Origin of the sequence: Bacillus paralicheniformis (assembly GCF_002993925.1) — a bacterium.
Classification (GTDB): Bacteria; Bacillota; Bacilli; order Bacillales; family Bacillaceae; genus Bacillus; species Bacillus paralicheniformis.
This window is the reverse complement of the sequence record NZ_CP023665.1, coordinates 401,029-422,509: the sequence shown is the minus strand read 5'-3', so window position 1 is coordinate 422,509 and position 21,481 is coordinate 401,029. Positions and strand designations below refer to the sequence as shown.

The window sequence follows — 21,481 nt, the reverse complement described above, 5'->3', positions numbered from 1 at the left end:
AATTATTTTATTTTTTCCCAATACTAATTATCTTATTGCCTAATCCCTACTTCAGTGCTATGGTTTACTTGACTAAAGGAATAGGAGGATTTTTTAAGTGAATAAATTGCATACGTATAAGCGCATTACATTGTTGATAACGGTGTTAGCGCTCGCTCTTATAACAGCTGCATGCAGCACTACTCAAAATAAGGCTGAAAATCAAAAAACAGCCTGGGATGAGATAAAGGAAAAAGGGAAGATCGTTGTGGCGACTTCGGGAACCCTTTATCCTACTTCATATCATGACACTGATTCCGGCAAAGACAAGCTGACCGGCTACGAAGTGGAAGTCATCCGTGAAGCGGCTAAACGGCTCGACCTGGATGTCGAATTTAAAGAAATGGGCTTTGACGGCATGCTGACGGCGGTGGGGAGCGGACAAGTGGACGCTGCTGCCAACGATATTACAATGACCGACGACCGCAAAGAAAAGTTTTTGTTCTCTACGCCTTATAAATATTCATTCGGAACGGCTATCGTCCGCAAAAAAGATCTATCAGGCATCCACACGCTTGAAGATTTAAAGGGAAAGAAAGCCGCTGGCGCAGCTACGACAGTTTACATGGATATCGCGCGCCAATACGGAGCTGAGGAAGTCATTTACGACAACGCAACAAATGACCAATTTTTAAAGGATGTAGCGAATGGAAGAACCGATGTCATCTTAAACGACTACTACCTTCAAAAACTCGCGCTCGCCGCAATGCCTGATCTGGATCTGACTATTCATCCCGATCTTAAATACTATCCGCATCAGCAAGGCATGATCATGAAAAAAGGAAACGCAGAACTAAAAAAACAATTCGACAAAACGATTGACGAAATGCTGAAGGACGGCACAATCAAAAAGATTTCGAAAAAGTTTTTCGGCGGTGCCGATGTTTCGAAAAAGCAGGATATCGACTTTGTCGATGTCGATGTGAATAAATAGAGGGATGTCAATTGGGCTCTATTCAATGGGAGTATATTTTTAATGCAGAATTGGCTGCGAAATCGTTTCCTTATGTGATGCAAGGCATATGGAATACGCTTTTTATTTCATTTGCGAGCATGTTTGCCGGTTTAATTCTCGGTTTTTTCATCGCGCTTGGGCGCATGTCGGAGATCTCTTTGCTTCGTTGGCCGGCAAGAATCTATATTTCGTTTATGAGAGGCGTTCCGATCCTTGTCATTCTATTTATTCTTTATTTTGGTTTTCCTTATATCGGAATCCAATTTACGGCTTTGACTGCTGCCTTAATCGGCTTCAGCATGAACAGCGCCGCATACATTGCCGAGATTATCCGCTCGGCCCTGTCGTCCGTTGACAGAGGGCAGTGGGACGCTGCAAAATCGATCGGCTTTTCCTACTGGCAGACGATGTGCCACGTGATTGTCCCTCAATCGGTTAGAATTGCACTCCCTCCTCTTGCAAACGTAATGCTTGATCTCGTTAAAGCGTCTTCCCTCGCCGCCATGATCACCGTGCCTGAATTGTTTCAACAGGCAAAAATCGTAGGCGGACGGGAGTTCGACTATATGACGATGTATATTTTAGTTGCCTTGATTTACTGGGCCGTTTGCTCGGCGATCGCTTTGCTCCAGGATTTCCTGGAGAAGCGGACAGAGGTTTATATCAAAAAATAGCAAGAAGCTGCCGGGTGCTCCGGCGGCTTTCCATACTGTGAAACGGAGGCGGTATTATCCATATCCTCAGATCGACTTATTTTCACGCAGATCACCTTTATACGATCGACAGAAACAAATTAAGCTATCAAACCGATCCATCAGGCCATTTCCAAGCATCATACGTCTGCTGCAACCATACGAATGCCGAAGACCGCATCCATATATCCGTTTTCTTTGAAGGAAATGACCGGCCCTCGCAAACCTTTCCATCCATCGTTCCCGCTCATTCGTCCAAGGAAATCAAAATCAGGTTCCAGCATGTTCCTGCGGGCAGACACATCGTTTATATCATCACCCAGTCCTTCAGGTTCGACCCAAAGGCAGAGCACGATTGCAAATGGAATCGGGATGCCGACGATGTAGCACCCTACTATTTTGAATTGATTTCACATGCCCCGCATTCTGACCGGCTCTCGACTCATCCTGCTTGCATTGAACCTGTTAACTGTCAAATGAACAGCGGCAGCCCATCTCAAACAAGATTGATTTACTTGTCTGACAAAGCAGGAAACCCGGTTGAAAAAAACGGCCGAGAAGATCTGTATATCTCTTTGGTCAACCAGGAAGCGCATCGTTTAAAGGGCTGTTTATATTGCTTTGAAAACGGGGAATATCAAAAGTTCATGGTCAGTCAATCTAAAGCTCAAGCATTCTCCTATGAACTCGCTCCTGAAACCGTCCAGACTTATCCGATAAACTTAAAAATACTCGGGAGCCATTATTTCCGATTTCTGTCGACATCCATCCCGCCCGAGGGGCCATACAGAGACGTTCCTTTTCCGGCGAGGATGATTTATTACTCCAAGCTTTATACGTGACAGTCTCATACAGGGGGGGATGCCGCTCCCTGATCGTTTCAGCCGCTTGTGCGGCAGCACAAGCGGCTTCTTATTCCATTCCACTTCACCCGAATATCGCATGGATGAGAGCCTTTTGCAGCATTAAACACCCGCCCCATCCGCATACTCCAAACACAACAGAAATGACAACCGGAAATGATGCTTTTAAACTCAAAACCACGATCAAAAGGAGAACCGCCGTGGCGGGAAACCCCCATAGCACGCCTTTCGCGAATTGGCTTAAATGCTTTAAAGATTCCCCTTGTACACTAAGCCAAAATAAACTCAGCAGACTGACAAGAGGCAATGCCGCAATCATTCCACCCATTTCAGGCGATTTTCGTGCAATTTCGGTTATAATGGCGATCAATATTGCAGAAACCCCGATTTTCACTATTAAAAACATGATTTTGCCTCCCGGCTCAACAAGGAAAATGCTGTTTTAATCATTTCGACTTCTTCTTCATTTAATTGCTCCAACACCTTTTGCAGTTTTTTCGGATGAAGTCTCGTATGCCGTTTCACTGCTTCTTCACCTTCAGGCGTTAACGTGACGTAGACTTTGCGTTCATCGCTGCTGTCCCGGTTTTTCTGTACAAGTCCTTTTTGTATCAGTCTTTTCACATGTTCTGATGCCGTATTATGAGAGACATCCAATAATTTTGCTAAATGACCAATGGTCACCAAGCGGTTTTTTTCGATATGCTGAAGCATTCGAACCGCGTGGTGAGACAAATGATCATCATGCTTTGTGTGCAGATGGTAGTAAATATCCGTCCAGTCCTGATTCATCATTTCTATGATTTTCTCCGTATTCACTTTCATCACCCTCTCTAATTATATCTTATAATACGATATATTCTTAAATCAAGACATAAAAAAACCCGGCTTTACCGGGTGTTCGCTTTTATTCATTTCAGGTGCTTTCTCAAAAACGCCAGCTTTTCGGTTTGGAACGGCGGGATGTATTCGTGTCCAAAATAGCGGTACACTTTTATTTCTTTATCCGTTTTCAAGTGATTGTAAGCCGCAAAGACGGTGGATGGCGGTGTGATGGTGTCAACCAGTCCGATCGACATGAGAACGGGCGCTTTGACCGCTTGGGCAAGGTTCATGATATCAAAATAAGACAGGGTCCGCATAGCCGCCTGTTCAATATTCGGGCTGGTGTTTCTTCTGAAAAAGGAGTTGATTTCGAGATAAGGCTGGTCGATCGCTATATCGATCGCTCGTTGAAAATTGCTTAAATAAGGGTATTCGGACACGGCTGCTTTTGGAATATCGGACAGCGCCGAAACCGCGACAGCCAGCCCGCCTCCTTGGCTTGCCCCGATCACTCCGATCCGCTTTTCATCGACTTCAGCAAAACCGCTGACCACTTCGACTGCTCGTACGGCATCTAAATAGACCCCTCTGTAGTAATATGTTTTCGGATCGAGGATTCCTTTTGTCATCCAGCCGGGTACATGTCCGTGTTGAGAGGTCTCTGTATCTTCACTGCTGCTCTGCCCGCGGACCAGCATACCGAATGCCGCATAACCGTGAAGAGCCCAATTGACAATATCATGAATGTCTCCGTCATAGCTGGCGTTATAGCCGTGATATTTGACGATCGCAGGATGCGGCCCTTGGCGGTCGGGTACTGCATACCAGCCTTTGATTCGCGCTCCCCCGGTGCTTCTGTATGTAAGCCAGTAGACTTTTACCCCGTCAGCCGGATATTCATGCGGTTCAAGCTCAGGCTCCGCTTTTATATTTGACAATTCCTCCAATGAACCCTTCCAGAACTCTTCAAAATCAGCCGGTGCCGTCCGTTCCGGTTTATACTGGTAAAGCTGTTCTAGCGGCATATCATAAGGCTGCTGCATCTTGTCTTTCCCCTCTTCTTTTCATTTTTTGAATATTCTTATCATAACATTCCCCTTCAAGGCTGTGTATGGATTTTATATGTATTGATTCTGTCACTTCTGCTCCTCCCATTATCTGACCCCGCCGCACAAAACCGCTTTTTCAATTTATGTTATAATGCTAGATTGAAACTAAAAATATGCATTTGCGCGGAGGTTTTTTTGTGGCTTCACAATCCTTTCTGCAGCTGAACTCAATATTTATCAGTATATTAATAGAAGCGATTCCGTTCGTTTTGATCGGGGTTTTTATATCAGGTTTGATTCAAATGTTTGTGACGGAGGAGATGATGGCGAAAATCATCCCGCAAAACCGATTTCTCGCCGTTTTGTCAGGGACATTTGCCGGGGTATTGTTTCCGGCTTGCGAGTGCGGCATCGTTCCGATTGCCCGCAGGCTGCTTTTAAAGGGCGTACCGCTTCACGCAGCGGTCGCCTTCATGCTGACGGCCCCGATCATCAATCCGATTGTGTTATTCTCGACATTCATCGCTTTCGGGAACAAATGGGATGTTGTGTTCTATCGCGGCGGATTGGCGATTGCGGTGTCTCTCATTGTCGGGCTGATCATCTCTTATCAATTTAAAGGGAATCAGCTGATCGAGAACGGGACACGCGGCCATCACCACCATACCCATGCGAACCAGTCTTTCCTGCAAAAGCTCGGCGGGACGCTCCGCCATGCAGTTGACGAGTTTTTCTCAGTCGGAAAATATTTGATCATCGGCGCATTTGTCGCAGCGGCAATGCAGACGTATATTAAAACATCTACCCTTTTGGCGATCGGGCAGAATGATGTGTCTTCATCCCTTGTTATGATGGGGTTGTCATTTGTGCTGTCCCTTTGTTCAGAGGTCGACGCTTTTATTGCTTCTTCTTTCAGCAGCACGTTTTCACTCGGCTCACTTATCGCCTTTCTTGTATTCGGAGCGATGGTGGACATTAAAAATCTGCTGATGATGCTCGGCATCTTTAAAAAACGTTTTGTGTTTGTCTTAGTCGCCTACATCGCCGTTATTGTCTTAGCCGGATCACTGTTGGTAAAGGGGTGAGAACATGTTTCGCACATTCATTTTAATGTTGTTTACGTTTTTCTTTTTTCATCTTCATGCATCCGGCAATCTGACAAAATATATTAATATGAAATATGCTTACCTTTCATACATCGCTATTTTTCTTCTGGCCATTTTGACAGCGGTGCAATTCTACATTTATATGAAAGGCTCAGACGAAAAAGGATGTGACCGCGACTGCGGATGCGGCCATGATCACGATCATGAAAAAGATAAGCCTTTTCTGAAAAGGATGTTCATTTATTTCGTGTTCATCTTCCCTTTATGCACCGGACTTTTTCTGCCGGCAGCGACGCTTGATTCCAATATCGTCAAGTCGAAGGGCTTCTCGTTCAAAGCGATCGAACAGCCGGAGCATTATGCCCAAACCCAGTACCTGCGCCCTGATACAAGCATCTACTACGGCGAGGAAGGGTACGATGAATTGATGAATAAAGCGCTGAAAAATTATAAAGGAAAACAGCATATTTCATTAAAAGACGATGATTTTTTGAAGGGCATGGAAACGATCTATCAATATCCGGGAGAATTCCTTGACCGAACGATCGAATTCGACGGTTTTGCCTTTAAAGGGGAAGCGATCAATGATAAACAGCTGTTTGTTCTCCGCTTCGGAATCATTCATTGCATCGCCGACTCGGGAGTCTACGGTATGCTGGTCGAATTCCCTGAACATACGAATATTAAAGACGATCAGTGGCTCCATGTAAAAGGAACGCTGTCTTCCGAATACTATCAGCCTTTCAAATCTACGATTCCTGTGATGAAGGTGAAGGATTGGTCTCCTATAAAAGAGCCGAAAGATCCTTACGTTTATCGGACATATTAAAAGCCGGCACTTCATGCACCGGCTTTTCTTTTTCTGTTTACGATTTGTAGCCTGCTTTCTTCATCAGCATTAAATCGATAAACAATTGACATCTAGTATTAAAATCATTGAGATCGATCGATGTCATTTCCAATATTTGTTTGATACGGTAGTTGAGCGTGTTTTGGTGGATAAACAGCTGTTCTGCGGATGGCTTGACCTTGCAGTTGTTGACGAGATAAATTTCAAGCGTTCTCAAAAATTCGGTGTGGCTTTCTTTATCTTTTTCTTTCAGCAGCTGAAGGTCCGGGTTTAAATATTGCAGATGATCGTTTTTTGCGGCGATTTGATCAAGATACCTGAAAAGCCCGAGCTTTTGGTATTCATAGGGAATGTGTTCCTGGCTTCCCGTGATTTCCGCTGCTTTCGTCACTTGGAGCGCCTCTCTGTAGCTTCTGCCAAGGGACAGCGGGCTGCTGTACTCATTGCCGACCCCGATTAAAATAAGAGGCAGCATTTGCGAGCGCAAATGGGTCAACAGACGGTTGATCAGTTCTGAGGCCGCAGCCAGCGCGGAACGCTTGCGCGACACACTGCCGACAATGATGGCGATATTCGAATGATCCTCCAATACGTGACTGATATTATCTTTCAGGTTTAAATAAGACCGAATCGTTTCCTTCAGATCCTCGAGCAGTTCATCCTCCCCGTCAACGACTTGAAGCACCATGACGGTAAACACGGCCGGCAGGACAACGCTCGCCTTATCGGCGGCGGCTTTCAGCTCTTTTTCCGTTTGAAACTGATCGTTAATTGCCTTTTTGTAAAGCTCTTCCGCCTGTTCTTCTTTTTCTTGTTTGAGGCGTTTTTTCTTATAAATGATCTTCCCGACATGAAAGGATGCTTTGTATAAGAAATCAAGCTCTTCATCAGACAGGTCGTCTTCAATCTCCTGCACCCAGATATAGCCCATAATTTCGTCTTTATACTTGGCGCTGACGACAACCCGCTGGTTTAACCCGATTTCTTCAATCTGTTTTACCCTAAAAGGAGTCGGAATCGTTTTCAATTGATCAATAATGCCTTCTTCGACGAACTTTTCAAAGATCGGCAGCGGACATTTTTTGGAGAAAATCGTTTGCTGGTTTGCTGCATCAAAATGGTTAATATAATAGGAGTTATAAGCTAATAAGAAAAAATCTGCGCTTTCCAGTATGACCGGCTTTTTCAGCTCGCCGCTGATAAAGTCAATGATCTCATTAATGTTTGAAAGAGAAACAACTTGTTCTAATAGCTCTTCCATATCCTTTCTCCTACTCGTTTTTAACTTAATCATACTTCTCCTTTACACTCTTGTATAGACTTATATGCGACTTTTAAAAAAATGGGATCAATCCCCTGTTAGAAGGGGGGAGAAGGCCTATAAAAAGAGAGACGGAGAATGGTTCCCCATCTCCATCATCGTTACAGTGTTTGTTTGTATTGCTCGAATTCATCAAGCACCTGCTGCTCCGGTTTTGATGTCAATAGACTGACGACAAACACAAACAGCAAGCTGGCGGCAAAGCCCGGAATCATTTCATAAAGAACATCGGAAAGTCCGGCTTCCGCCCAAATGATAACGGTAACTGCTCCGGCAACCATTCCGGCAAGCGCCCCCCATTTTGTCATCCTCTTCCAAAACAAACTTAAGATGATCACTGGGCCGAACGACGCGCCGAAACCCGCCCAAGCATAGCTGACAAGACCGAGAATCGTATTGTTTTTTGTCCAGGCGAGACAGAGTCCGACAATGGAAACCGCCAGAACCGAAAGCCGTCCGAAAAAGACGAGTTCTTTGTCAGATGCAGAGCGTTTAAATAGCGTTTTGTATAAATCTTCAGTTAGAGAACTTGATGTAACTAGCAGCTGGGAGGAAATTGTACTCATAACCGCTGCTAAAATCGCCGAGATTAAAAAGCCTGTGATCAGAGGGTGAAACAGGATGTTCCCCAATTGAATGAAGATCGTTTCCGGATCATCCAAGTGAAGCCCATTCTTCGAGTAATACGCAATACCGAGCAATCCGGTCAGCAGTGCGCCCGCACTTGAAAAGATCATCCACCCCATGCCGATCCGGCGCGCTTTCTTCGTTTCCTTGACAGAGGATATCGCCATAAAGCGCACGATAATGTGAGGCTGTCCAAAGTAGCCGAGGCCCCATGCGAACAAGGAGATGATGCCAAGGACACTCGTTCCTTTAAAAATATTGAGGAGGTTAGGATCGATCGACTGGATTTCGCTGAAGGCTTCTCCAGGTCCTCCCGTCTGAATGACCGTCACAATCGGAACAAGAACTAACGCGACAAACATAATGATACCTTGGACAAAGTCCGTCCAGCTGACTGCCAAAAACCCGCCGAAAAGCGTGTAAGCCACGACGACGCCCGAAATGAGCCACAGCCCTGTATGGTAATCCAAATTAAACATGCTGTTAAATAAAACGCCCCCGGAAACCATTCCTGATGATACATAAAACGTAAAAAAGGTAATAATGACGACTCCGGAAAATATTCGCAGGATCTTTGATTTGTCATGAAAGCGGTTTTCTAAAAATGCAGGGATGGTGATCGAATTGCCTGCTACCTCGGTGTATGACCTCAAGCGCGGCGCCACAAAAATCCAGTTCGCCCATGCACCGAGTACAAGGCCGATGACAATCCATGAACCGCTCAGGCCTGTTGCAAACATGGCGCCCGGCAGCCCCATCAAAAGCCAGCCGCTCATGTCTGATGCGCCGGCGCTGAGCGCCGTGACAGCAGGCCCGAGCGTCCGTCCGCCAAGCATATAGTCTGAGAGGTTTGCTGTCCGTTTGTAAGCGTAATACCCAATATAAAGCATCCCTACCATGTAAATCACGATGGAAATGATCAATTGTACGTTCTGAATAAGAATCTCCCCCCAAGTTGCCGTTTATCTAAATTTTTAGACTAATTTCTCTTTTTTTGAAGGCAGCCTATGAAAGGCTGCCTTCGTCCCCCTGTTTAACCCCTTTTCTTACACCTTAAAACGTTTCACTGATCGTTTTCGCCTGCATGTGAAGCGCAAGATAATCAGGGCCGCCCGCTTTAGAATCAGTTCCCGACATTTTGAAACCGCCAAACGGATGGTAGCCGACGATCGCCCCTGTACAGTTGCGGTTGAAATACAGATTTCCGACATGGAATTCTTGTTTTGCTCTGTTGATATGGTCGCGGTTTTTAGTAATGACCGCGCCTGTCAGGCCGTATTCGGTGTTGTTGGCAACTTCCAGCGCCTCATCAAAGCTGCTGACTTTTGAGAAAGCAACAACAGGTCCGAAAATTTCTTCCTGCATTAACCGGGCTTTCGGATCCAGATCGGCAAAGATCGTCGGATCGATGAAGTAGCCTTTTGAATCATCGCCTTTTCCTCCGCTGACTAAGCGGCCTTCTTCTTTTCCGATTTCGATATAGTCCATGATTTTATTATACGATGCCTGGTCGATGACAGGTCCCATATAAACGTCCGCGCTGTCAGGCTCTCCGACTTTCTTGGACTCCGTAATTTCGATTACGCGCTTCAATACTTCGTCATATACCTTTTCATGCACGACAGCCCGTGAACCTGCTGAACATTTTTGGCCTGCAAAGCCGAAGGCAGATGTGAAAATTGATTGTGCAGCCAATTCAATGTCACAATCCTCATCAACGACGACCGTATCTTTTCCGCCCATTTCAGCAATCACTTGTTTTAAGTGTGTCTGACCAGGCTGAACCTTCGCTGCGCGCTCAAAAATGCGCGTTCCGACTTCCCTTGAACCTGTAAACGTAATGATGCTTGTTTTCGGATGATCCACCAGGTAATCCCCGACTTCAGCTCCGCTTCCAGGGACGAAGTTAACTACTCCTTTTGGAAGTCCGCTTTCTTCAAGCACTTCAACGAACTTGGCAGCAATGACAGGCGCTGCGCTTGCAGGCTTCAGAACAACCGTGTTTCCTGTCACGATCGGCGCAACCGTCGTTCCGGCCATGATCGCGAAGAGGAAGTTCCAAGGCGGAATAACAACCGTTACACCAGTCGGTGTGTACACATATTGATTTCGTTCGCCTTCACGGCTGTTAACCGGCTTTCCTTTCGCAATCTCAATCATTTGCCGCGCATAGTATTCCATAAAATCGATCGCTTCTGCCGTATCCGCATCCGCTTCATTCCAAGGTTTACCTGCTTCTTTGACTAGAAGCGCAGAAAACTCATGCTTTTTGCGGCGCACATTGGCAGCCGCGCGGAATAAAACAGCCGCTCTTTCTTCAGGATCTGTGTATCTCCAAGTTTCAAACGCTTTCGCAGCCGCCTGAATGGCCTTTTCCGCATGATCCTGAGTAGCCTTGGATACCGTGCCTACAACTTCTTCTTTGTTTGCAGGATTGATCGATACAATCTTGTCTTCCGTTTCATACCTTTCTCCATCGATAACAAGAGGATAGGACTGACCCAGCCATTCGTTATTTACCGTTTCCAGAGCTTTTTCGAATGCCTTCCGGTTTTCTTCGATCCCGAAATTTGTAAATGGTTCGTGTTTGTAAGGTGTTGTCATGCTAATCTCCCCTTTTTATCGTTTTATTTCTTCGTCATGCCTTTAAACGCAAAAGCGATGTTGGCAGGCCGTTCGGCAAGCCGTCTCATAAAGTATCCGTACCAGTCGTCTCCGTAAGGAAGATACACACGCATATTGTAGCCTTCCTTCACCAGTTCCACCTGAGTTTTGCTGCGCATCCCGTACAGCATTTGAAATTCGAAGCGGTCTTTGCCGATTTGATGCTCTTTCGCAATTTCTTTAGTGTAATCAATCATCTTGTCGTCATGAGTTGCGATGGCTGTGTAATGGCCGCTCAGCAGCTGCTTTTTAATGAGCTTTTTGTAATTCTCATCCACATCTTTTTTGTCAGGAAACGCCACTTGTGGCGATTCTTTATAAGCTCCCTTCACAAGACGGAAAAACGGATTATACGGATTAAGCTCCTCCAAATCCTGTTCGGTCCGGTACAAGTAAGCCTGCAGGACCGTGCTGACATACTCGTATTTCTGCCTGAACTCCTTAAAGAGGTCAAGCGTCTTTTGGCAGCGTACTTCATCTTCCATATCGATTGTAACCATCACTTTGTGCTGTTCAGCACATTCCAGAATGCTGGTCATATTATCCCTGACAAGGTCAAGGTCAATATCGAGCCCCAGTGACGTCATCTTTAATGAAACATGTGAATTAAGCTGTTCCTGAGCAATCAGCTGAATGGCCCGAATGCATTCCTGCGTGCGTTCCCTTGCGACTTCCCTGCTGTCTACAAATTCGCCCAAATGATCAACTGTGACAGTCAACCCTTGTTCGTTCAGCCCCTTAATAATCGGAATTGAAGCTTCAAAATCTTTTCCTCCGATAATTTTTCCGGTCGCGACGGAACTCCCCCAATTTCTCGCCAGGCGATTCAGGATGCTGCTTTTAGATAAGAATAGGAAAAAGTCTCTTGTTATCACTTCCATTACTCACACCCCGCCATCTCATGAAATATTTCTTTATATTCTTAATTTTATAAGAGCAAAGGGTCGATTCACAATATTTCGAAAAAACAAAAAAGCTGACGATTTTTGTGGTTTTTCCACAATGTTTTACATCTGCTGGGATTTTTTCAGAAACTTTCTTCCTAAAACTTGGTTGGTATACGACAATAGAATCAGGAAGAAACTTCGGTAAAGAACAGGATGCGTTTTCGGCAAACCCGTTTTTGCGAATGCCCTTTCTGCCGTTCCGCGCCGCTTTATTTGAAAACGCTTTCTGTTATACTCAACCATTTCCCTATGAATGCAAAGAAAAAACCCTTTAAGAATACTTAAAGGGAATACTATGTTATGCCCACACCTCGTCTAGCGTTTCTCTAAACAGCCGGTCAAGCTCCTGCGTCAGATCTTCATGATCTGTTTTATATGCTTTGGCAACCGTCTGAAGCCGCTCCAATTCACGATCAATAAATGCGTGGAGGATAGGGTTTTGAGGTTCAAGATTGAACTCCTCCCCTTTCTTTTTCCTCTCAAGCAGCTGTTGGATTTCCGTTTTCAGCGGTCCATCTTCCGTAAGTTCGTCAAGCAAAACCTGAAATTCAATCGGAGGAACCGTCCGGCGGCTTTCAATCCACTGACAAGCCAGAATTGGGCGGAGCACATAAAAATATTTTTTGATTTTCACTTCTTCCCGCTGCAGATAGTGGCGGAAATTCCCTGATGCCATATTGAGATAATGGTACATGCAGGAGACTGGAGAAAAGGCGCGGCTTTTCAGCCGCCTCATGTTTTCCGCCAGCGAATAGGCTTCATAATAAACCGTTCCCGAGGAAAGCCATTCGAGAAGCGGAGGGTTTGATTTCCTAAACAGTCTTAACGCTTTTGTCAGCTCCCAACCGCTGATATCGAGAGAATCGTCAATCGGCAGTTCAATCACATCGCGCTTTGCATCAATTGACAGATACCAGTCTTTTTGATGGACATAAATAAATCTGACATCGTAATCACTGTCCTGTGAGGGAAAGCCCCAGGCTCTGCTGCCCGATTCAACCGCATAGAGGATTTTAACACCGTATGTCGCTTCAATGTTTTTCAGTTCTTCTTGAATTCGCTGTTTCATAATAAGTGCACCGCCAGTTTATCGTTTCTATTATTTACATTATAGTGTCTGCTCAGGCATTAAGCGACTTTTTTGCGGTCGCAGAGCCAGAAAAGATCTTATCCAGAGAAGTGGCCGCCGTGTATCTTCGGCCTGCCCGTTTTTATGGCGGCGGGACGCCAAACGGTCAAACAAGACCGAAAGAGCCAATGATCAGACAAATCATTGGCTCAATATATTGACACAGCGATAGAAGCAGCTTAATTAAACGTTTGTTTAAGATCAGCTAAGCCCCAGCATCTCCACAATGTAGTCGGCCGTTTCCTCGGCAGACCGGTGATCTGTTTCGACTTTCAAGTTGTGGAATGCATACATGCTCTTTCTCTCATTAAACAGCTGTTTCATTTCTTCGATTGAGCGGTTATGAAGAACCGGCCTGTTCTCAATCAAGAGATCCATCCGCTGCTTCCAACTCTCCCATGTTAAATCAAGAAAGATGACAAAGCAGTGTTCGAGACACTTCTTTCTGATGTCCTCCTGTTGGAAAGCGCCTCCCCCTAAAGATACGATGCTGCCCATTGTATGTTCGCACATCTGAAAAATATAGTCTTTTTCAGTCTGTCTGAAAAACGCTTCCCCTTTTTGTTTAAACATCTCCGGAATAGTCATTTGAAAGTCATTTTCAATCTGCTGGTCGATATCGATAAAGTCGCGGTCTAATTTCTTTGACAGAAGCTGACCGATGGTTGTTTTCCCGACGCCCATAAACCCGATCAGCACGATATTCTTATCTCTCATTGCGGCATTCATTTCCAGCTTCTACTCCTCCTTGCATAAAGGAATCAAATATCTTAATTATATGGCAAATCCAGCTTGAATGATATAGGGTGCCTGTTAATAAAAAAAGAGGCTGAAGTCAGCCTCTTTTTTGCTATTTCCACCAGTCGTCAAACATTGAAGCAGGGACTTGGCGTTTGTGCTCGGATGCCTTATAGCGTTTTTCGATCGCCTCGGCCACCTCGCTGGAGACGGCTTTTCCTTCAAGGTAGTCGTCGATGTTATCATACGTCAGGCCGAGCTCTGTTTCATCGGATTGCTGAGGTTTTTCATCAAGCAAATCGGCGGTCGGAGACTTCGTATAAAGCCGCTCCGGCGCTCCCAGTTCTTCCAGCAGGCTTCTGCCCTGGCGCTTTGTCAATCCTGTTAGCGGCAAAAGGTCTGCGCCTCCGTCTCCGTATTTTGTGAAGAATCCGGTAACAGCTTCTGCAGCATGGTCTGTTCCGATCACCAGCAGCTGATTTTGACCCCCGATCGCATATTGGGCAATCATCCGGACTCTTGCTTTTACATTGCCTTTGTGAAAATCGGCAAGCGCCTCTCCCGTGACTGACTGATATTGATCAGCAAAAGAGCCTACAGTTGAAGCAATGTCAAAAGCAAAAGACTTGTCCGGCTGGATAAATTTGAGTGCCAGCTGGGCGTCATCTTCATCCTGCTGAACGCCGTAAGGCAAGCGGACCGCAATAAATTCCGCCTGAACGCCTTCTTCTCTCAATTCTTCAACAGCCAGCTGGGCAAGCCTGCCCGCCAATGTGGAGTCCTGTCCTCCGCTGATGCCTAAAACAAAACCTTTGGCACCCGTTTTTTTCAAATAGCTTTTTAAAAAACCGACCCTTTTTTCAATTTCCTGTTTCGGTTCGATAGAAGGCTTTACATTCAGTTCCTGCATGATTTTTTCTTGTAAAGTCATCCGTCATTCCTCCTTTTGACTGAATGAACCGTAATGATTATGTCTTTAACTATAGCATATGTTTTATTTCAAAGTGAATATTGAGGTGCGCAGAGAGCCTTTCCTCCCTCTTTTCTTCGTGAATAAAAAAGGCGCCCCCTGGCAAAATAACAAGAAGATTTAGAGGGGTTGAAACGATGAAACGACAAGCGAAAAAAGGAGATTTAAAATGGTGGCAGCTCTCCATGATCGGAGTCGGCTGCACAATTGGAACGGGGTTTTTTCTCGGTTCAAGCATCGCGATTAAGAAAAGCGGCTTTTCCGTATTAGCCGCCTTTCTTCTTGCTGCCCTTGGCACTTTTCTCGTCTTTCAGCAGCTGGCGAAATTAACGGCGGATCATCCTGTTGAAGGGTCTTTTTGTTCTTATGCCAGGGAGGCCTTCGGCAATTGGGCGGGGTTTAGCAATGGCTGGGTCTACTGGTCATCGGAAATGCTGATTATCGGGAGTCAGTTGACGGCGATCTCCCTGTTTACACGCCATTGGTTTAACCAGGTTCCGCTGTGGGTGTTCGCCTCCATTTATGCGGTTCTCGGGCTGATCGTCATTTTCACAGGGCGCAGCAGTTTTGAAAAAACGGAAAACATACTGGCCGTGTTGAAAACGGCGGCCATTTTAATGTTTATCATCATCGCTGTCTTGGCATTGTGCGGGCTGTTACCAGGAAAAACGCCTGACGCGCAGTTCCCTGACCGGGTTCACGAGTTGTTCCCTTTCGGCTTTATGGGATTATGGACGGGGTTGATTTACACATTTTACGCCTATGGAGGAATAGAAGTCATGGGTCTGATGGCGATTCACTTAAAAGACCCGAAAGATTCATCAAAATCAGGGAGCCTGATGCTCATAACCCTTGCTGTGATTTACGTCGCATCGATCGGGCTGGCCATGCTCCTAGTCCCCCACGGGGCATTTACCGAACAGAACAGCCCGTTTATTACGTCATTAAAAGACTTTCATCTCGATTTGATCATGGATATTTTCAATGGCATTTTCATTATCGCCGGTTTTTCAACGCTGACTGCTTCCCTGTTCGCTGTCACCACACTGATGGGAACAATGGCGAAAAATGGAGATGCACCGGCCTGCTTTGCGAAAAAAGAAAAGGCGAAAGTATCGTGGCCGGCACTCGGCCTGACGGTGCTCGTTCTCGCTGCTTCCATCGTTCTGTCACTGCTTTTGCCGAAGCAGCTTTATGAACATATGACAACGGCCGCCAGCTTAATGCTGCTCTATAACTGGATGTTTATCCTGCTTTCCAGCAAAAAGCTCACAAAGCCAAAAATGAAAGGGAATGTCCAGATTATCACAGCGCTTGTCCTGGTTTTATTTGCCGTTTCAGGTACGTTATTTGAAAAAAACAGCAGACCCGGCTTTTTTGTGAGCCTTCTGTTTCTTGCCGTTATTGCTGTTGTGACAATGCTGATGAAAAAAAGGTGGGCCCATCAGGAACAGAAAAACGGGCAGACATAATCAGCCTCCCGCCTTCAGCAGTTCGAGCATCCCCTGATAGCCGAAGTAACATCCGAAAACAATTAGACTGATGCCCGCGAGCCAAGTCGTTGCTTGGATCATCCGCGGGCTTAAAAATGTTCTGAATGTCCCCGCAAGAAAAGACATGGCCAAGTCCCACAAAAAAAGTCCGATTAAAATGCCTGAACTGCATATTAGCAGCTGGTATGATTCGTACGTTTCTACCGTTTTCGCCAAAATGCTTCCGTAAATGCCGAGCCAGAACATGATGCTCAGCGGGTTTGAAAGGGAGATCACCAGCCCAGACAAGAAAGATTTGCGGTATGAACCTTTCTCTCCCGCACCTCTCATCAGCGATACTTCCTTCGCCTTGACCAGGCTCTCGATCCCCGTATAGGTCAAAACAAAAAAACCAAACAGCCATAAAAACGTTTTTAAGAATGGCGCTGTCAAAAATTGAGCGACTCCAAAGTAGATTAAAGCCATATATAAGACATCCGCCGTCACAGCGCCAAGACCAAACAGCCAGGCATGAAAGAAGCCACCTTTCATCCCCCTGTCGATCTGCGCCGCATTCACAGGGCCGACAGGTGCGGCCAAAGACAAGCCCAAAAACACATAACTCAGGAAGATGTTTATCATATCTCGTCCTCCTTCCGCGGATAACTTGTACAATGTATTCAAAAAGAGGAGATGATAGAACAAACAGATTAAAAAGCCTTTTCCCATTGCGGGAAAAGGCTCTTCTTTATATGCCAAGCTTTGAAAGTGCAAATGTCCAAATGCAAATGATGAAAAGCAGGATCAAGCTATATTTAACGGTTTGGCTGAAAAGCTTTGATTCCTGCCCTGTCTCTTGGACCGCGGCTGTTGCAATCGCAATCGACTGCGGTGAGATCAGCTTGGCCATCACGCCTCCCGCGGTATTGGCGGCAAGCAGCAACGCTGAGCTTGTCCCGATTTGCGCTCCGGTGACAGCTTGCAGGTGGCCGAATAATGCATTGTTGCTGACGACTGAACCTGTGATAAACACGCCGATCCAGCCCAATACGGGACTGACGAACGGAAAAATATCCCCTGCTTTGGCAAGCGCCAGTCCAATGGTTGAACTCAATCCGGCATAATTGGCCAGGTTTGCAAAACCCATCACAAAGCAAATGGTCAGAACAGGAAGCCACAGTTCCTTGACCGTCTCTTTCAGGCTGGAAAGTCCTCCGCGGAAACTGATGTTTCGGCTCAGCACAATCGTGAAGATCACGGCGATCAGTATCGCCGTACCCGTTGCTGAAATGAAGTCAAGCTTCATCACGGCATCAAGCGGTGCCGGTTCCGGAGCGATTGGCGGCGTTTTCAGCACTTCCCGGTGAAGAAAAGGCATGTTGAATAAAATCGTCGATTGTTTCAGCCATCCGCCTTCCTGAAAAAGTCCTTTAAAACCGGGCAGGCTCCACACCGCAATGACGGCGGTCAAGATATAAAACGGAGACCAGGCTTTCATAATGTCTGCTGCATGATATTTTTCAGCGGGTTCATGTTCATTCCCGGTTTCTCTGTATATGTGACGCGGCTGCCACTTTTTCAAAAACAGCGCCAGCGCTCCCATACTGATTAAAGCGGCCAAAATGTCCGCAAGTTCCGGCCCCAATCCAATCATCGTTAAAGTCTGCACCGCCGTATAGCTTCCGCTTAATACAAGGAGAGCCGGCAGCGTTTCCCTTATTCCTTTAAACCCGTCCAGTATGAAAACGAGCAGGAACGGGACAAAGAAAGTGATGAACGGCAGCATCAAAGCGAGCGTTCTGGAAAGCTCAACCGGTGTCAAGCCTCCCATCTGTGCTCCTGTGATTACCGGAATTCCGATCGCTCCAAAGGCGCCGGATGCCGCATTCGCAATTAAACATAGAGATGCCGCTTTTAAAGGTTTAAAACCAAGCTCGACAAGAAGAACGGCGCTGATCGCAATCGGCACGCCGAAGCCTGCCGCGCCTTCCAAAAAGGCGTTAAAACTGAACCCGATCAGCAATAACTGAAGCCGCTGGTCAGACGAAATCCCGGCAATGCTCGCTCTGATCACTTTAAACTTTCCGGTTTTGACAGAAATTTTGTAAAGCCATACAGCCATCAGGACAATATATCCGATCGGCCAAAGACCGTTTGCAATTCCAAGTAAAACGGCTGAGACAGCTTTCGCAGCCGGCATGTGAAAAAAGAAAACCGCTACAATAAAGCTGACCGCCAGCGTCAAAAATGACGCGATGATTCCTTTCATCTTCAGCACGGTCAATGCAAGGAGAAAGAAAAGAATCGGCAGAATGGCGGCAAAAGCGCTGATAAACAGATTCCCAAACGGATCGTATATCTGCTGCCACATTTTCATCATCTCGCAATCTTCATGATGTTAGTATCTTCATGATGTTCAGTTATGCCTGCAGTTCAAAATGCGGTTTTAAAATTGCTTTTAACACACCTGCGCTATGCTTGAATTGCTGTTTTTCCTTTTCATTCAGGTCGAGCTCAATAATTTCCCTCGCTCCGCATCGGCCGACAACCGCCGGAACTCCGATATAAACATCATTTTCCCCAAATTCGCCTTCAAGATGTGCGCTCACGGTTAAAATCGCTTCTTCATTGCGGTAAATCGCTTTCGTAATACGCGCGAGGCTCATGGCAACTCCGTAGTATGTCGCACCTTTTTTCTCGATAATGTGGTAAGCGGCGTTTTTAACATTGTCAAACAGTTCATCAAGATCTTCTGCTTTGTATTTCTCATTTCTTTTCAGCAAGTCGCTGACGGGAACTCCGCCGATATTCGCGTGGCTCCAGACAGGCAGCTCCGTATCTCCATGTTCACCAATGATGTAGCCGTGGGCATTGTGGGCAGCGACACCGAAATACTCGCTGAGCAAGTAACGGAAACGGGCTGTATCAAGTGTTGTACCGCTTCCGATCACGCGTTCTTTCGGAAGTCCGCTGAATTTCCAAGTCGCGTAAGTCAAGATGTCGACCGGGTTTGTAGCGACAAGGAAGATGCCGTCAAAACCGCTGGCCATGACTTCTCCGATAATTCCTTTGAAAATTCTCAGGTTTTTTTCGACAAGATCCAGACGGGTTTCACCCGGCTTTTGGTTTGCTCCGGCGCATACGCAGACAATGTCGGCGTCTTTGCAGTCCTCATATGTGCCGTACCATGTTTTCACAGGATGCGGGGCAAATGCTTTACCGTGGTTTAAATCCATGACATCGCCCATTGCTTTGTCTTTATTTAAATCAATGATCACAAGTTCGTCTGTGATACCTTGGTTAATTAACGTAAATGCATAACTGCTTCCAACAAAACCCGCACCGATCAAAACTGTACGGTTGACTTTTTGGTTTCTCATGACTCATCATTCCTTTGCCGTTTGTTTTAAAATCTAAGCTGTTTGTGAAACTCTTCACATTCATATTGTGCAATACTTCACATACTTTTTCAAGTGATATACATTTTTATTTATGTCTATTTTGTGTCTCTACATACTTCTTCCTTAAATTTGTACATTTTTTGGTAAAAATATGCCTTACAGCTAAAGAAAAATTGGTAAACGTGCTGCAAAAGACTGCTTTATCTGCAAGTGCATCAGGCCCATTCCAATCTAAGTTTCCCCTTTTCAACAGTCATAACACCTCAAATCTTCAGCAACATTCAATCATCGCCGGGTATAATGCCGTCCAAATTAACATTTTAAATATTCAATCTTTTAGTTTGTTAGTAAAGCTGACAAAAATACTGCCAACCCTATTCTATTTTGTCATGATAAATTCTAGAATCTATCGGATGGGGAGTGTTGCAATTGAAATTGGCGGATTTGAGGAAGAGCGGACACGCACCTTCCTTGTTGTCATCTTTTTTATATTTCGATGTCAGCTTTATGATTTGGGTGTTGCTGGGGGCGCTTGGTGTTTATATGACGGCTGATTTTGATTTATCTCCATCACAGGTCGGATTGATTGTCGCCATACCTACTTTGGCCGGATCGTTTTTCCGGATTGTGCTCGGCATTTTAACCGACCGTTTCGGACCGAAAAAAACGGCTATTGGCGGAATGCTGCTGACGATGATTCCGCTGATATGGGGGTGGCAGTTCGGTTCATCGGTCGCCGAGCTGTATATCATCGGAATTTTACTCGGTGTGGCAGGCGCAAGCTTTTCCGCATCCCTTCCGATGGCGAGCCGCTGGTATCCGCCGCACTTGCAAGGCCTTGCCATGGGGATCGCCGGAGCGGGAAACAGCGGAACACTGCTCGCTACACTATTCGGCCCTCGCCTGGCGGAGCAAGTGGGCTGGAACGGCGTCATGGGATTGGCGCTGATTCCTCTGATACTCGTGTTATTCAGCTATTTCCTTATGGCAAAAGAACCTCCGAATCAGCCGGCGCCTAAACCGCTCAAAGACTATTTTGCTGTTTTCAAAGAAAGGGACACTTGGTATTTTTGCCTTCTCTACAGCGTAACATTCGGAGGTTTTGTCGGCTTGTCCAACTTTTTAAGCTACTTTTTTGCATCCCAGTATGCCGTTCCGGCGGTAAGGGCCGGCGAATTTGTCACGCTCGTCGTTGCATCGGGAAGCTGCCTCCGCCCTGTCGGCGGGTTGATTGCCGATAAAATCGGCGGCGTGCGTCTGCTGCAATTCCTCTTTATCGGGGTGGCTCTGTGCATGTTCTCAGTCAGTATGCTCCCGTCTCTTGGCGTTGTCACAGCCGTATTATTTATCGGCATGGGCTGCCTCGGGATGGGGAACGGCGCGATATTCCAGCTTGTACCGCAGCGATTTCAGCAAGAGATCGGGATGGTGACGGGAGTCGTGGGCGCTGCGGGGGGAATCGGCGGATTCTTCCTCCCGAATATTCTCGGAACGCTGAAGCAAATCACGGGTACGTATTCAAGCGGATTCCTCACCTTTACCGTTATCGCATTTTTGGCACTCGGACTGCTTTTGCTTGCTCAGGCCGGATGGAAAAAACAGTGGAAAACCGAGGAGAAATCAATTCGAATATAAAGGGAGCCGCTCGATTCTTTTCGGGCGGTTTTCTATTCCTGCCAGGACCGTGACGATTGGATGCTCGTGTGAATAGAAGCAGCGTATATCCCCCTGATCCTCCCGATTGTTGAAATGAAGATTCAAGCACTTTTTTCGCGAATTCCAGCATCCCGCTATCGAGCGGATAAAGCCCGTTTGGCTCTTCAGATTTGCGAA

General features: G+C 46.1%; 20 protein-coding genes. 7 read left to right on the top strand and 13 right to left on the bottom strand.

The window, feature by feature from the left end; genetic code table 11:
• Nucleotides 1-97 precede the first annotated feature (97 nt).
• The 3 genes from CP943_RS02320 (at nt 98) to CP943_RS22575 (ending at nt 2,528) form a co-directional block, all read left to right on the top strand.
• The gene (locus tag CP943_RS02320; RefSeq protein WP_026580508.1) at nt 98-973 is read left to right on the top strand and encodes a transporter substrate-binding domain-containing protein; all 876 of its coding nucleotides are present in this window, start codon (nt 98-100) and stop codon (nt 971-973) included.
• An 11-nt stretch (nt 974-984) separates the two neighbouring features.
• Nucleotides 985-1,668 carry an amino acid ABC transporter permease gene (locus tag CP943_RS02315; protein ID WP_020450090.1) on the top strand — a complete coding sequence of 228 codons (684 nt, stop codon included), beginning with the start codon at nt 985-987 and terminating at the stop codon, nt 1,666-1,668.
• 533 nt (nt 1,669-2,201) lie between these two features.
• The gene (locus CP943_RS22575) at nt 2,202-2,528 is read left to right on the top strand and encodes a hypothetical protein (protein ID WP_223254833.1); all 327 of its coding nucleotides are present in this window, start codon (nt 2,202-2,204) and stop codon (nt 2,526-2,528) included.
• 85 nt (nt 2,529-2,613) lie between these two features.
• Here CP943_RS22575 and CP943_RS02300 read toward each other — a convergent pair whose 3' ends face one another.
• The 3 genes from CP943_RS02300 to CP943_RS02290 all read right to left on the bottom strand — a co-directional run bounded on the left by CP943_RS02300 (nt 2,614) and on the right by CP943_RS02290 (nt 4,417).
• Nucleotides 2,614-2,955: a DUF3147 family protein gene (locus CP943_RS02300; RefSeq protein WP_020450088.1), complete on the bottom strand. Its 342-nt coding sequence runs from the start codon at nt 2,953-2,955 to the stop codon at nt 2,614-2,616.
• Entirely contained in the window at nt 2,946-3,374 is a 429-nt protein-coding gene (locus tag CP943_RS02295; protein WP_043054046.1) for a MarR family winged helix-turn-helix transcriptional regulator, read from the bottom strand. Before CP943_RS02295 ends, CP943_RS02300 begins: the two co-directional genes overlap by 10 nt.
• A gap of 86 nt (nt 3,375-3,460) precedes the next feature.
• Entirely contained in the window at nt 3,461-4,417 is a 957-nt protein-coding gene (locus CP943_RS02290) for an acetylxylan esterase (protein ID WP_035337279.1), read from the bottom strand.
• A 179-nt stretch (nt 4,418-4,596) separates the two neighbouring features.
• Between CP943_RS02290 and CP943_RS02285 the strand changes: the two genes are divergently transcribed.
• Complete coding sequence (locus CP943_RS02285) at nt 4,597-5,508, top strand: permease (protein ID WP_049937190.1); 912 nt, start codon at nt 4,597-4,599, stop codon at nt 5,506-5,508.
• Between the two features lie 4 nt (nt 5,509-5,512).
• On the top strand, nt 5,513-6,358 hold the full coding sequence (locus CP943_RS02280; RefSeq protein WP_023855678.1) for a TIGR03943 family putative permease subunit: 846 nt from the start codon (nt 5,513-5,515) through the stop codon (nt 6,356-6,358).
• A 37-nt stretch (nt 6,359-6,395) separates the two neighbouring features.
• Here the strand turns inward: CP943_RS02280 and CP943_RS02275 are convergent, their stop codons facing one another.
• The 7 genes from CP943_RS02275 to nadE all read right to left on the bottom strand — a co-directional run bounded on the left by CP943_RS02275 (nt 6,396) and on the right by nadE (nt 14,736).
• Nucleotides 6,396-7,640: a PucR family transcriptional regulator gene (locus CP943_RS02275; RefSeq protein WP_043054043.1), complete on the bottom strand. Its 1,245-nt coding sequence runs from the start codon at nt 7,638-7,640 to the stop codon at nt 6,396-6,398.
• A 161-nt stretch (nt 7,641-7,801) separates the two neighbouring features.
• Nucleotides 7,802-9,217, bottom strand: coding sequence for a sodium/proline symporter PutP (gene putP, locus CP943_RS02270; RefSeq protein WP_234026571.1), 1,416 nt, complete (start codon nt 9,215-9,217; stop codon nt 7,802-7,804).
• A 163-nt stretch (nt 9,218-9,380) separates the two neighbouring features.
• Nucleotides 9,381-10,931 (bottom strand): L-glutamate gamma-semialdehyde dehydrogenase, encoded by a 1,551-nt coding sequence (gene pruA / locus CP943_RS02265; protein ID WP_059230714.1) that lies wholly within the window; start codon nt 10,929-10,931, stop codon nt 9,381-9,383.
• A gap of 23 nt (nt 10,932-10,954) precedes the next feature.
• Nucleotides 10,955-11,866 carry a proline dehydrogenase family protein gene (locus tag CP943_RS02260; RefSeq protein ID WP_171866290.1) on the bottom strand — a complete coding sequence of 304 codons (912 nt, stop codon included), beginning with the start codon at nt 11,864-11,866 and terminating at the stop codon, nt 10,955-10,957.
• Nucleotides 11,867-12,236: 370 nt separating this feature from the next.
• The gene (locus CP943_RS02250) at nt 12,237-13,007 is read right to left on the bottom strand and encodes a nucleotidyltransferase domain-containing protein (protein WP_026580500.1); all 771 of its coding nucleotides are present in this window, start codon (nt 13,005-13,007) and stop codon (nt 12,237-12,239) included.
• A gap of 261 nt (nt 13,008-13,268) precedes the next feature.
• The gene (locus CP943_RS02245) at nt 13,269-13,796 is read right to left on the bottom strand and encodes a shikimate kinase (RefSeq protein ID WP_059230719.1); all 528 of its coding nucleotides are present in this window, start codon (nt 13,794-13,796) and stop codon (nt 13,269-13,271) included.
• 121 nt (nt 13,797-13,917) lie between these two features.
• Nucleotides 13,918-14,736 carry an NAD(+) synthase gene (gene nadE / locus CP943_RS02240; protein ID WP_020450077.1) on the bottom strand — a complete coding sequence of 273 codons (819 nt, stop codon included), beginning with the start codon at nt 14,734-14,736 and terminating at the stop codon, nt 13,918-13,920.
• Nucleotides 14,737-14,912: 176 nt separating this feature from the next.
• Between nadE and CP943_RS02235 the strand changes: the two genes are divergently transcribed.
• On the top strand, nt 14,913-16,247 hold the full coding sequence (locus CP943_RS02235) for an amino acid permease (RefSeq protein WP_105980691.1): 1,335 nt from the start codon (nt 14,913-14,915) through the stop codon (nt 16,245-16,247).
• Here CP943_RS02235 and CP943_RS02230 read toward each other — a convergent pair whose 3' ends face one another.
• The 3 genes from CP943_RS02230 to CP943_RS02220 form a co-directional block, all read right to left on the bottom strand.
• Entirely contained in the window at nt 16,248-16,886 is a 639-nt protein-coding gene (locus CP943_RS02230) for a LysE family translocator (RefSeq protein WP_023855684.1), read from the bottom strand.
• A gap of 109 nt (nt 16,887-16,995) precedes the next feature.
• Nucleotides 16,996-18,618, bottom strand: coding sequence for an L-lactate permease (locus tag CP943_RS02225; protein WP_025810793.1), 1,623 nt, complete (start codon nt 18,616-18,618; stop codon nt 16,996-16,998).
• Nucleotides 18,619-18,667: 49 nt separating this feature from the next.
• Nucleotides 18,668-19,627: an L-lactate dehydrogenase gene (locus CP943_RS02220; RefSeq protein ID WP_048350469.1), complete on the bottom strand. Its 960-nt coding sequence runs from the start codon at nt 19,625-19,627 to the stop codon at nt 18,668-18,670.
• 450 nt (nt 19,628-20,077) lie between these two features.
• Between CP943_RS02220 and CP943_RS02215 the strand changes: the two genes are divergently transcribed.
• Nucleotides 20,078-21,283, top strand: coding sequence for a nitrate/nitrite transporter (locus tag CP943_RS02215; protein ID WP_026580496.1), 1,206 nt, complete (start codon nt 20,078-20,080; stop codon nt 21,281-21,283).
• Nucleotides 21,284-21,481 lie beyond the last annotated feature (198 nt).

Coding starts and splice junctions, on each gene's coding strand:
- CP943_RS02300 (WP_020450088.1), bottom strand. CDS start 2,955: ATGTTTTTAATAGTGAAAATCGGGGTTTCTGCAATATTGATCGCCATT.
- CP943_RS02295 (WP_043054046.1), bottom strand. CDS start 3,374: ATGAAAGTGAATACGGAGAAAATCATAGAAATGATGAATCAGGACTGG.
- CP943_RS02290 (WP_035337279.1), bottom strand. CDS start 4,417: ATGCAGCAGCCTTATGATATGCCGCTAGAACAGCTTTACCAGTATAAA.
- CP943_RS02285 (WP_049937190.1), top strand. CDS start 4,597: ATGCATTTGCGCGGAGGTTTTTTTGTGGCTTCACAATCCTTTCTGCAG.
- CP943_RS02280 (WP_023855678.1), top strand. CDS start 5,513: ATGTTTCGCACATTCATTTTAATGTTGTTTACGTTTTTCTTTTTTCAT.
- CP943_RS02275 (WP_043054043.1), bottom strand. CDS start 7,640: ATGGAAGAGCTATTAGAACAAGTTGTTTCTCTTTCAAACATTAATGAG.
- putP (WP_234026571.1), bottom strand. CDS start 9,217: ATGCTTTATATTGGGTATTACGCTTACAAACGGACAGCAAACCTCTCA.
- pruA (WP_059230714.1), bottom strand. CDS start 10,931: ATGACAACACCTTACAAACACGAACCATTTACAAATTTCGGGATCGAA.
- CP943_RS02250 (WP_026580500.1), bottom strand. CDS start 13,007: ATGAAACAGCGAATTCAAGAAGAACTGAAAAACATTGAAGCGACATAC.
- CP943_RS02245 (WP_059230719.1), bottom strand. CDS start 13,796: ATGAATGCCGCAATGAGAGATAAGAATATCGTGCTGATCGGGTTTATG.
- nadE (WP_020450077.1), bottom strand. CDS start 14,736: ATGACTTTACAAGAAAAAATCATGCAGGAACTGAATGTAAAGCCTTCT.
- CP943_RS02235 (WP_105980691.1), top strand. CDS start 14,913: ATGAAACGACAAGCGAAAAAAGGAGATTTAAAATGGTGGCAGCTCTCC.
- CP943_RS02225 (WP_025810793.1), bottom strand. CDS start 18,618: ATGTGGCAGCAGATATACGATCCGTTTGGGAATCTGTTTATCAGCGCT.
- CP943_RS02220 (WP_048350469.1), bottom strand. CDS start 19,627: ATGAGAAACCAAAAAGTCAACCGTACAGTTTTGATCGGTGCGGGTTTT.